We start from the raw sequence: 9,700 nt of genomic DNA on the forward strand, positions 1-9,700 counted from the left end.
GGCCACTGAAAGTGTGGCCTAAGCGGAAAGAACTTTTCTACCTCTTTGACGACGAGCAGCCAAAATTTTGCGGCCATTCTTTGTGCTCATGCGCTTACGGAATCCATGATCCTTTTTGCGCTTGCGGTTGTTAGGATTGAAAGATGGTTTCATTACGTATACACCTCCGTCTTGCAAAGACATTCTTTTGCATTATAAGAACATATGCCTAAAAAGTCAAGCGAGAGTGGAATTTCATTACCAAGGCAAATATCCCCATAAAACTATTTCCCGGACCTGTGGATATCATTTTATCCACAAAAACAACTTTCGACAAGTTTATCTACAGCTTGTACACAAAATATAGGGATGTGAATATGTAGCAGGTACCAGAAGTTGTGTTTGTGGATAAGTATGAAAAAACCATTGATACCATGCCTTATATCTGTTATTATGTTTTTGTTTTGAAGCGTGAATAACTCCGATACGTGAATCGGTTTTTCCACAGGGTGTGGATAAGTTTGTGGACAGATTCTTTCCTATGTGTATGTCGTTACTCACAGGACTGAGGATAACCGTCTGCTTTTTTTCACTTCTACGAGCGGAATCCCTATATTTCGACTTTTTTTATCCACAGTCGCTACAGACGGCGGTGTTGACAATTAGGTCACAACATAGCAGATTTTTGCACTATTTCTCGATCATTATGGATCGGTGCTTCATCAATTTTTCGGATGGCCCAGAAGGAGGGATTCTGGTTGGATGCAGCGATTAGCGAACTATGGCGCAAAGTACTCGCCAAGATAGAAAAATCGCTAAGCAAACCCAGTTTTGATACCTGGCTGAAGGCGACAAAGGCAACTACATTGGAAGAAGATGCACTGATCGTCGTCGCGCCAAACGACTTTGCTCGTGATTGGCTAGAAACCAGGTACGCACAACTGATTACCGATACACTATATGAAGTGACGGGTATCAATATGAAAGTAAAGTTCGTCGCGATGCAAAATCCCGATGCGGCTTTTGCCGACGAACAACCTGCCCCACGGGTGAAAATGAGCGAACCGCCAACAGTCGCGGATGACCAGCCACCCAGTATCTTAAATCCCAAATATACCTTTGACACGTTTGTCATCGGCTCAGGGAATCGATTCGCTCACGCCGCATCGCTTGCGGTTGCTGAAGCTCCTGCAAAAGCTTACAATCCCCTCTTCATTTACGGAGGAGTCGGACTTGGCAAAACCCACTTAATGCATGCAATTGGCCATTATGTCATTCAGCACAACCCATCGGCGAAAGTGGTCTATTTGTCGTCTGAGAAATTCACCAATGAATTCATCAACTCTATTCGTGACAACAAAGCCGTCGAATTCCGCAATAAATACCGGAGTGTTGACGTTCTTTTAATTGATGACATTCAGTTTTTAGCAGGCAAAGAATCGACACAAGAAGAGTTTTTCCATACGTTCAATGCCTTGCATGAAGAAAGCAAACAAATCATCATCTCCTCCGACCGGCCTCCCAAGGAGATCCCGACACTGGAGGATCGCCTCCGCTCACGCTTCGAATGGGGACTGATTACTGATATTCAGCCGCCAGACCTCGAAACGCGGATTGCGATTTTGCGCAAAAAGGCGAAAGCAGAAAATCTCGATATCCCTAATGAGGTAATGGCGTACATTGCCAACCAGATCGACAGCAACATTCGCGAGCTGGAAGGCGCACTGATTCGTGTCGTGGCCTACTCCTCCTTGATTAATCGCGATATCGACACGCAACTGGCAGCGGAAGCACTGAAAGACATTATTCCTTCCTCCCGCCCGCGCGTGATTACCATTATGGACATCCAACGAACGGTCGGAGAAGCGTACAGCCTGAAACTAGAAGATTTCAAGGCGAAAAAACGGACAAAAACCGTCGCTTTCCCACGTCAAATTGCGATGTATCTCTCCAGAGAGCTGACGGATGCCTCCTTGCCGAAAATCGGTGATGAATTTGGCGGCCGTGACCATACGACAGTCATTCATGCCCATGAGAAAATCTCTCGTGCACTGGCGAATGACCCTCATATGCAAACAACCATTCAGTCGCTCATTGAAAAGTTAAAAGCAAACCATTAAACCTGTGCATAACGCAAAAAGCCTATACACAACTTACCCACATGTGTATAGGCTCTCTTTTACGTACTGAACCCACATATCCACAAATCCACAGGCCCTATTACTACTTCTGTTAAAAAGATCTATCCTAATAAGTTATGATAAAGGCGCAGCCATTATGCAGATTCCAACCAAAAATAATGGCGCCGGAGAGGGAGGCTCACGTCGATGCATATTACCGTTCAGCGTGAAAAGCTGTCGAACGCCGTATCGCATGTTAGCAAAGCAGTTTCTAGCAGAACTACGATTCCAATTTTGACCGGGATTAAAATCAAAACGGATGATGAAGGTTTGACACTGACAGCAAGCGATTCTGATGTGTCTATTGAAGTTCAGATTCCGATGGAAGAAGCCGGAGAATGGGGAGTAACGGTACATCAACCTGGTAGCATCGTGTTGACTGCACGTATTTTCAGCGAAATCGTGCGCAAGCTGCCAAGCAATGAAATCGATATTCGAGTTGATGATCGCCTCGTAACCCAAATTCGTTCTGGGCAAGCTGAGTTCACCATTAACGGGATGAATGCGAACGAATATCCACAGCTGCCGCATCTGGAAGAAGATAAAGTCTTCAGTGTTCCCTGTGATTTACTGAAGGCGATGATTCGTCAAACTGTTTTTGGTGTATCCACTTCCGAAATGCGTCCGATCTTGACCGGTTTGATGTGGTCGCTTGATCAAGGCAAATTGCGTTTTGTGGCAACCGACAGCCATCGTTTGGCTAGCCGTACCGCTATGGTCGAATGCCCAGAGGATCTTTCTTTCCATAACGTGGTTGTTCCGGGTAAAAGCTGCAATGAATTGGTAAAAATATTAGATGACGACCAAAATCTCGCGGATATCGTTGTTGCTGACAATCAAATTTTGGTGAAGTCCAAGCACATCCTGTTCTATTCCCGTCTCCTGGAAGGAACATATCCGGACACGACCAGAATCATTCCACAAGGAAGCAAAACGGAGATTACCGTCAGCACTAAGGAATTTTTGCAATCCATCGAGCGTGCTTCCTTGCTGAGCCGTGAAGGCAAGTCGAACGTAGTCAAGCTTGTTACGATGCCTGATGGAACTGTCGAAATTACGTCCAATGCACCTGAGATCGGGAAAGTAACGGATATGTTGATGCCAAAAGCAATGAATGGCGAAGAATTGAAAATTTCCTTCAACGCCAAATACATGATCGATGCGCTGCGTGCAATTGATAGCGCAGAAATCAAAGCGAGCTTTAGCGGCCCGATGAGTCCATTTGTGATCCGTCCAACTGATCATGACTGGATGCTCCATCTGATTTTGCCGGTTCGTACGTACTAATTTATTTTTACGTAAAAGAAAGGAGCCAAGCCATGCGTGAGGTTTCCATTAGCACAGACTATATTGCTCTCGGCCAATTTTTGAAGCTGGCTGAAATCATTGACACGGGGGGAATGGCCAAAGCTTTTTTGGCTGAGGTTCCGATCCAGATCAATGGAGAGCTGGACAACAGACGTGGACGCAAGCTATATCCTGGCGATGAAGTGGCGATTGAAGGCTTTGGTCGCTATCAAGTGGTACGCCCCTGAGAGGAGAGCGTGATTCTTGTTTCTCAAGAACCTGTCGCTAACCAATTATCGCAACTACGAAACGATGTCCCTGTCGTTTGACGGTCCCATCCAGTTGTTTATTGGCAACAACGCTCAAGGGAAAACGAATGCTCTCGAATCGATCTATGTTTTGGCACTCGCCAAATCCCACCGAACGCCCCGCGACAAGGAGCTTATTTCCTGGGATGCCGATTATGCCACGATCCGTAGCGATGTTCTTCGTCGCTACGGTTCTGTTCGTTTAGAGCTGCAGTTGACAACCAAGGGAAAGCGGGCCAAAATCAACGGAATGGAACAGCAGAAGCTGAGCGCCTATGTGGGGGCATTGAATGTCGTCATGTTTGCACCCGAGGATCTTTCCATTGTCAAAGGCGCACCTGCCCAGCGCAGACGCTTCATCGATATGGAAATTGGTCAGGTTTCACCTACGTATCTTTATTATTTGAGCAATTACAACAAAGTGCTGGCCCAGCGAAATCAGCTTTTAAAGGATTTGGCCATGAAAAAAAGTAACTCGCTGGAAATGCTGGCAATTTGGAATACCCAATTAGCCGATTTAGCGGTAAAATTGTTAAAGAAGCGTTTTGAGTTCATTCGGAAGCTGGAGACGTGGGCACAGGAAATCCACACCGGCATTACCGATGGCAGGGAAAGACTTTCTTTGCATTACGTAAACTCATCGCCCGTTACAGAAGAGATGACGATAGATCAGGCTGTAGATAAAATGCTTGCTGCCTACGAAGAGGTTCGCGACAGGGAAATCATGCGGGGAAGCACCCTTATTGGTCCACACCGTGATGATTTTTCACTTAAAGTGAACAACATGGATGTGCAAACGTATGGTTCCCAGGGACAGCAACGCACCAGTGCGCTGTCCATTAAATTGGCCGAAATTGAGCTGATTAAAGAAGAAGTGGGAGAATACCCCGTTCTGTTGTTGGATGATGTCTTGTCAGAGTTGGATGAACATCGGCAAACATTACTGCTCGAAACCATTCAGGATCGAGTACAGACGTTTGTAAGTACCACAGGTGTGGAAGGCTTAAAGCATCAGGTTCTCCAGCAAGCCTCTCGTTTTTACGTGAAGGAAGGGAAAATCTCCGGAGAAAGGTAGGGGGTACAGGGATGTTTATTCATATTGGTGGAGATACTGTGGTGAGCACGAAGGAAGTTATTTCCATTCTTGATCATCAGACTGTGAAATCCTCAAAAATCAATAAAGCGTTCTTGCTTGAAAAAAGTAAGACAGTTGTTGACCATAGCGAGGAAGAAACCAAGTCTTATGTAATCACCCAGAACGCCATTTACTGTTCACCTATTTCTTCTCTGACGCTGAAGCGACGCGCTCAGTTCGTGGACAGCTTGGATCAGTTTCCCTTTGTACAAGCTGAAGTGGAGGAGTTGACAGAGTAGTGGATCAAGTGACGACGAAAGATACAAACTACGATGCGAGTCAGATTCAGGTACTGGAAGGGTTAGAGGCAGTTCGGAAACGTCCCGGCATGTACATCGGGTCGACCAGCAGCCGAGGTTTGCATCACCTGGTATGGGAGATTGTCGACAATGCCATTGACGAGGCGCTGGCTGGTTATTGCGACGAGATCTTGGTGGTCATTCATCCAGACAACTCCGTATCTGTAACCGATAACGGTCGAGGAATCCCGACTGGCATTCATGAAAAGACCGGGAAATCCACAGTTGAAACCGTTTTGACTGTATTGCACGCCGGTGGAAAATTCGGTGGTGGCGGGTACAAAGTGTCCGGCGGTCTTCACGGGGTAGGTAGCTCGGTAGTTAACGCGCTATCCGAATGGATGGAAGTCGAGGTTAAACAAAATAACCAGGTATACTACATGCGCTTTAAAGTAGGCGCACCGGATGCCGATCTTGCTGTTGTGGGCGAGACCGAAGAGACGGGAACAAAAGTTACCTTCAAGCCCGACCCGACTATTTTTACCGAAACAACCGTATTCGAATACGAGATTTTGCAAAAACGTATTCGCGAGCTGGCGTTCCTTAACAAAGGATTGCGCATCACGCTGAAAGATACGCGTCCAGATCATGAGAAGGAAGAATCCTTCCACTACGAGGGCGGTATCATCCAGTTCGTAGAATACTTGAATAAAAATCGGGAAGCTCTGCATGACGATGTGATTTATTGCGAAGGGGAAAAAGAGGGTCTTGTCGTGGAGGTTGCCCTTCAGTACAACGACAGCTATGTGAGCAACATCTACTCTTTTGCCAATAACATCAACACCCATGAGGGTGGTACCCACGAAACCGGATTTAAAACAGCTCTTACACGTGTGATCAACGACTACAGCCGCAAGTTTAACTTCCTGAAGGAAAAGGATCCGAATCTTTCCGGGGACGATGTGCGTGAAGGCATTACCGCGATTATCTCTGTAAAAATTCAAGAACCTCAGTTTGAAGGACAAACAAAAACGAAGCTGGGCAACTCCGAAGCGCGTAGCATTACCGAGTCTGTCTTTGGTGACCGCTTCAACACCTTTATGGAAGAGAATCCTGGTGTTGCTAAAAAAGTGGTTGAGAAGGCACTCATGGCATCTCGTGCTCGTGAGGCAGCTCGTAAAGCTCGTGAAATGACTCGTCGCAAGAGTGCGCTGGAAGTAAGTGCGCTGCCGGGTAAACTGGCGGACTGCTCTTCCAAGGACGCATCCGAATCTGAACTGTTCATTGTAGAGGGTGACTCTGCGGGCGGTTCTGCGAAGATGGGACGCGATCGTCATTTCCAAGCCATTCTTCCTCTGCGCGGGAAGGTATTGAACGTGGAAAAGGCGCGCTTGGACAAAATTCTCGGGAATAACGAGATTCGTGCCATCATTACGGCTCTGGGAACTGGTGTTGGCGAAGACTTTGACATTTCGAAAGCACGCTATCACAAAGTGGTTATTATGACGGACGCGGATGTCGATGGATCGCATATTCGTACGCTTCTATTGACGTTCTTCTTCCGTTACATGAAACAGTTGATTGAAGCGGGGTATATTTATATTGCCCAGCCGCCTCTCTACAGCATTAAGCAAGGGAAGACCCTGCACTATGCGTATACCGATAAGCAGCGTGATGAAGTTCTCGCTACCTTGAAGGCGCAACCGAAGCCAAACGTCCAACGTTATAAAGGACTTGGTGAGATGAACGCAGATCAATTGTGGGATACTACGATGGATCCAGAAGTTCGTACATTGCTTCAGGTAGATCTTGAGGACGCTATGGATGCCGATATGGTGTTTGAGACACTTATGGGAGACGAAGTAGAGCCTCGCAGGGAGTTTATTGAGCAATACGCGGCAAATGTACGCGATCTTGATATTTAATTTTGAACGAAGAAAAGCTTGTCCTTTACCGGGCAAGCTTTTTCTTCATGAAAATTTAAAAACACGTTTGAAATAGAGTATGAAAATGACTTATAATAGGGTGTACTTTTGTTAAGCCTGTTTCACAAAAAAGTTCACCCACGCAATAAAAAAAAACAAAATTTCTATTGCAATGAATTAAAAAGTATGCTAGATTTAAGTTCCGGAAGTAATCGCGGGCCTATAGCTCAGTTGGTTAGAGCGCACGCCTGATAAGCGTGAGGTCGGCTGTTCGAGTCAGCCTAGGCCCACCACTTACATAGCTGATATGACAATTGTGTCATTAAAGCGCCCAGATGGGGCTGTAGCTCAGTTGGGAGAGCGCCTGCCTTGCAAGCAGGAGGTCATCGGTTCGATCCCGTTCAGCTCCACCATTCTAAAATATGATTATTCCTCGGTAGCTCAGTTGGTAGAGCAATCGGCTGTTAACCGATCGGTCGGCGGTTCGAGTCCGTCCCGAGGAGCCATTCAAATGGCCCGTTGGTGAAGCGGTTTAACACAGCAGCCTTTCACGCTGTCATTCAGGGGTTCGAATCCCCTACGGGTCACCTAGCAAAACGCCTTGCAGTTTCGCAGGGCATATATGGAGGCTTAGCTCAGCTGGGAGAGCATCTGCCTTACAAGCAGAGGGTCGGCGGTTCGATCCCGTCAGCCTCCACCACTTTTTACAACTGAAATGTTTACATGGAGCTGTGGTGAAGTTGGAGTTCACGCCGGTCTGTCACACCGGAGGTCGCGGGTTCGAGTCCCGTCAGCTCCGCCATTTTTTCTCAAGCGATGGCGAAATAAAACGCTTGAGGCTCGGTAGCTCAGTCGGTAGAGCAGAGGACTGAAAATCCTCGTGTCGGCGGTTCGATTCCGTCCCGAGCCACCATTTATATAAAACATGCCGGTATAGCTCAATTGGTAGAGCACCTGACTTGTAATCAGGGGGTTGTGGGTTCAAGTCCTATTGCCGGCACCATTTTCCTTAAAAGTGAATAAGGTTTACTTTTGAAGGACAAGCTTGGGGAGATAGTGAAGTGGCTAAACACGGCAGACTGTAAATCTGCTCCCTCCGGGTTCGGCGGTTCGAATCCGTCTCTCCCCACCATCTTTACTTCATGGCTATTGGGGTATAGCCAAGCGGTAAGGCAACGGACTTTGACTCCGTCATTCCTAGGTTCAAATCCTAGTACCCCAGCCATTTTTGAGAGCCATTAGCTCAGTTGGTAGAGCATCTGACTTTTAATCAGAGGGTCGAAGGTTCGAGTCCTTCATGGCTCACCAGTTTTTAAAACAAGAGATAGATCTTCTTGTGCGGTCGTGGCGGAATGGCAGACGCGCTGGCTTCAGGTGCCAGTGGTGGCAACACCGTGGAGGTTCAAGTCCTCTCGACCGCACCAAGAAATTCCTTCTTATGCGGACGTAGCTCAATTGGTAGAGCGTCGCCTTGCCAAGGCGAAGGTCGAGGGTTCGAGACCCTTCGTCCGCTCCATAACATGTGCCCTTAGCTCAGCTGGATAGAGCGTTTGACTACGAATCAAAAGGTCGGGAGTTCGAATCTCTCAGGGCACGCATCTTCATCTTAAAAAGTGAAGAACGATAATCGGGAAGTAGCTCAGCTTGGTAGAGTACTTGGCTTGGGACCAAGGGGTCGCAGGTTCGAATCCTGTCTTCCCGACCATGATTCAAATGAATATGCCGGTGTGGCGGAATGGCAGACGCGCGCGACTCAAAATCGTGAGGGAAACCGTGGGGGTTCAAGTCCCTTCACCGGCACCATATTCAAGCGGGTGTAGTTCAATGGTAGAACTCCAGCCTTCCAAGCTGGTCGCGTGGGTTCGATTCCCATCACCCGCTCCATATTTTGCGGAGGGATACCGAAGTGGTCATAACGGGGCGGTCTTGAAAACCGTTAGAGTGCAAGCTCACGGGGGTTCGAATCCCTCTCCCTCCGCCACTTCTTTTTATTACGAATAATTATGGCGGCGTAGCTCAGATGGCTAGAGCGTTCGGTTCATACCCGAAAGGTCGGGGGTTCGATCCCCTCCACCGCTACCATAGGGGCATAGTTTAACGGTAGAACGAAGGTCTCCAAAACCTTTGGTGTGGGTTCGATTCCTACTGCCCCTGCCAAGGAACATTTTAAAAACTCGTATACATTATGGCGGTCGTGGCGAAGGGGTTAACGCACCGGATTGTGGCTCCGGCACTCGTGGGTTCAAGTCCCATCGATCGCCCCATTTTTTTTGATAACTACAATATGTCTCAGTAGCTCAGCTGGATAGAGCATCCGCCTTCTAAGCGGACGGTCGGGAGTTCGAACCTCTCCTGAGACGTTTTACATGCGGTCGTGGTGGAATTGGCAGACACACCATCTTGAGGGGGTGGCGGGGCGACCCGTGCGAGTTCGAGTCTCGCCGACCGCACCATTAATTTTAATGAGGCTGAAAAAACCTCTTGATTAATGAAAGGTAATGTGGTATATTAGAAATCTACTCACGAAACACTAAGTTTAAATGAGTAGAACAAATCACATGCAACTAAAAAGTTGTTGACTTCGAAAGTTAGATGTGATAAATTAAAGATCTGCACTGAACATGGTGCAAAATGCTCTTTGAAAACT

7 protein-coding genes and 23 tRNA genes are annotated in these 9,700 nt (G+C 47.3%); 29 read left to right on the forward strand and 1 reads right to left on the reverse strand.

The window, feature by feature from the left end:
• Window positions 1–18: 18 nt before the first annotated feature.
• The gene (rpmH, locus tag C7R93_RS09680; protein WP_007720125.1) at window positions 19–153 is read right to left on the reverse strand and encodes a 50S ribosomal protein L34; all 135 of its coding nucleotides are present in this window, start codon (window positions 151–153) and stop codon (window positions 19–21) included.
• Between the two features lie 560 nt (window positions 154–713).
• On the opposite strand from rpmH, the gene dnaA reads away from it, so the two are divergent.
• The 29 genes from dnaA to C7R93_RS09825 all read left to right on the forward strand — a co-directional run bounded on the left by dnaA (window position 714) and on the right by C7R93_RS09825 (window position 9,506).
• Complete coding sequence (gene dnaA / locus C7R93_RS09685) at window positions 714–2,099, forward strand: chromosomal replication initiator protein DnaA (RefSeq protein WP_146142415.1); 1,386 nt, start codon at window positions 714–716, stop codon at window positions 2,097–2,099.
• Window positions 2,100–2,306: 207 nt separating this feature from the next.
• The gene (gene dnaN, locus C7R93_RS09690; RefSeq protein ID WP_106838628.1) at window positions 2,307–3,446 is read left to right on the forward strand and encodes a DNA polymerase III subunit beta; all 1,140 of its coding nucleotides are present in this window, start codon (window positions 2,307–2,309) and stop codon (window positions 3,444–3,446) included.
• Between the two features lie 32 nt (window positions 3,447–3,478).
• Entirely contained in the window at window positions 3,479–3,694 is a 216-nt protein-coding gene (yaaA, locus tag C7R93_RS09695) for a S4 domain-containing protein YaaA (protein ID WP_007720120.1), read from the forward strand.
• Between the two features lie 16 nt (window positions 3,695–3,710).
• Window positions 3,711–4,829 (forward strand): DNA replication/repair protein RecF, encoded by a 1,119-nt coding sequence (recF, locus tag C7R93_RS09700; protein ID WP_106838629.1) that lies wholly within the window; start codon window positions 3,711–3,713, stop codon window positions 4,827–4,829.
• 11 nt (window positions 4,830–4,840) lie between these two features.
• Window positions 4,841–5,128 (forward strand): extracellular matrix regulator RemB, encoded by a 288-nt coding sequence (remB, locus tag C7R93_RS09705; RefSeq protein ID WP_007720118.1) that lies wholly within the window; start codon window positions 4,841–4,843, stop codon window positions 5,126–5,128.
• Complete coding sequence (gyrB, locus tag C7R93_RS09710; protein WP_106838630.1) at window positions 5,128–7,053, forward strand: DNA topoisomerase (ATP-hydrolyzing) subunit B; 1,926 nt, start codon at window positions 5,128–5,130, stop codon at window positions 7,051–7,053. Before remB ends, gyrB begins: the two co-directional genes overlap by 1 nt.
• Window positions 7,054–7,269: 216 nt before the next feature.
• Window positions 7,270–7,346, forward strand: a tRNA-Ile gene (locus C7R93_RS09715).
• 44 nt (window positions 7,347–7,390) lie between these two features.
• A tRNA-Ala gene (locus C7R93_RS09720) sits at window positions 7,391–7,466 on the forward strand.
• A 17-nt stretch (window positions 7,467–7,483) separates the two neighbouring features.
• Window positions 7,484–7,559: transfer RNA gene (locus tag C7R93_RS09725), tRNA-Asn, on the forward strand.
• A 7-nt stretch (window positions 7,560–7,566) separates the two neighbouring features.
• Window positions 7,567–7,640, forward strand: a tRNA-Glu gene (locus C7R93_RS09730).
• Between the two features lie 37 nt (window positions 7,641–7,677).
• Window positions 7,678–7,753 (forward strand) — tRNA-Val (locus C7R93_RS09735).
• A 25-nt stretch (window positions 7,754–7,778) separates the two neighbouring features.
• Window positions 7,779–7,855 (forward strand) — tRNA-Asp (locus tag C7R93_RS09740).
• A 35-nt stretch (window positions 7,856–7,890) separates the two neighbouring features.
• Window positions 7,891–7,966, forward strand: a tRNA-Phe gene (locus C7R93_RS09745).
• A 14-nt stretch (window positions 7,967–7,980) separates the two neighbouring features.
• Window positions 7,981–8,056: transfer RNA gene (locus C7R93_RS09750), tRNA-Thr, on the forward strand.
• A gap of 44 nt (window positions 8,057–8,100) precedes the next feature.
• A tRNA-Tyr gene (locus tag C7R93_RS09755) sits at window positions 8,101–8,185 on the forward strand.
• 18 nt (window positions 8,186–8,203) lie between these two features.
• Window positions 8,204–8,278: transfer RNA gene (locus C7R93_RS09760), tRNA-Gln, on the forward strand.
• A 7-nt stretch (window positions 8,279–8,285) separates the two neighbouring features.
• Window positions 8,286–8,361: transfer RNA gene (locus C7R93_RS09765), tRNA-Lys, on the forward strand.
• Window positions 8,362–8,391: 30 nt separating this feature from the next.
• A tRNA-Leu gene (locus C7R93_RS09770) sits at window positions 8,392–8,477 on the forward strand.
• 16 nt (window positions 8,478–8,493) lie between these two features.
• Window positions 8,494–8,569, forward strand: a tRNA-Gly gene (locus C7R93_RS09775).
• Between the two features lie 6 nt (window positions 8,570–8,575).
• A tRNA-Arg gene (locus C7R93_RS09780) sits at window positions 8,576–8,649 on the forward strand.
• Between the two features lie 32 nt (window positions 8,650–8,681).
• Window positions 8,682–8,758, forward strand: a tRNA-Pro gene (locus C7R93_RS09785).
• A gap of 16 nt (window positions 8,759–8,774) precedes the next feature.
• Window positions 8,775–8,856, forward strand: a tRNA-Leu gene (locus C7R93_RS09790).
• A gap of 7 nt (window positions 8,857–8,863) precedes the next feature.
• Window positions 8,864–8,937: transfer RNA gene (locus C7R93_RS09795), tRNA-Gly, on the forward strand.
• A gap of 8 nt (window positions 8,938–8,945) precedes the next feature.
• Window positions 8,946–9,034, forward strand: a tRNA-Ser gene (locus tag C7R93_RS09800).
• Window positions 9,035–9,058: 24 nt separating this feature from the next.
• Window positions 9,059–9,135 (forward strand) — tRNA-Met (locus C7R93_RS09805).
• 1 nt (window position 9,136) lies between these two features.
• Window positions 9,137–9,210, forward strand: a tRNA-Trp gene (locus tag C7R93_RS09810).
• A gap of 31 nt (window positions 9,211–9,241) precedes the next feature.
• Window positions 9,242–9,317 (forward strand) — tRNA-His (locus C7R93_RS09815).
• Between the two features lie 22 nt (window positions 9,318–9,339).
• Window positions 9,340–9,413 (forward strand) — tRNA-Arg (locus C7R93_RS09820).
• An 8-nt stretch (window positions 9,414–9,421) separates the two neighbouring features.
• A tRNA-Leu gene (locus tag C7R93_RS09825) sits at window positions 9,422–9,506 on the forward strand.
• Window positions 9,507–9,700: the final 194 nt, after the last annotated feature.

The sequence above is a fragment of the Brevibacillus fortis genome, assembly GCF_003013395.1.
GTDB classification, from domain to species: Bacteria; Bacillota; Bacilli; order Brevibacillales; family Brevibacillaceae; genus Brevibacillus; species Brevibacillus fortis.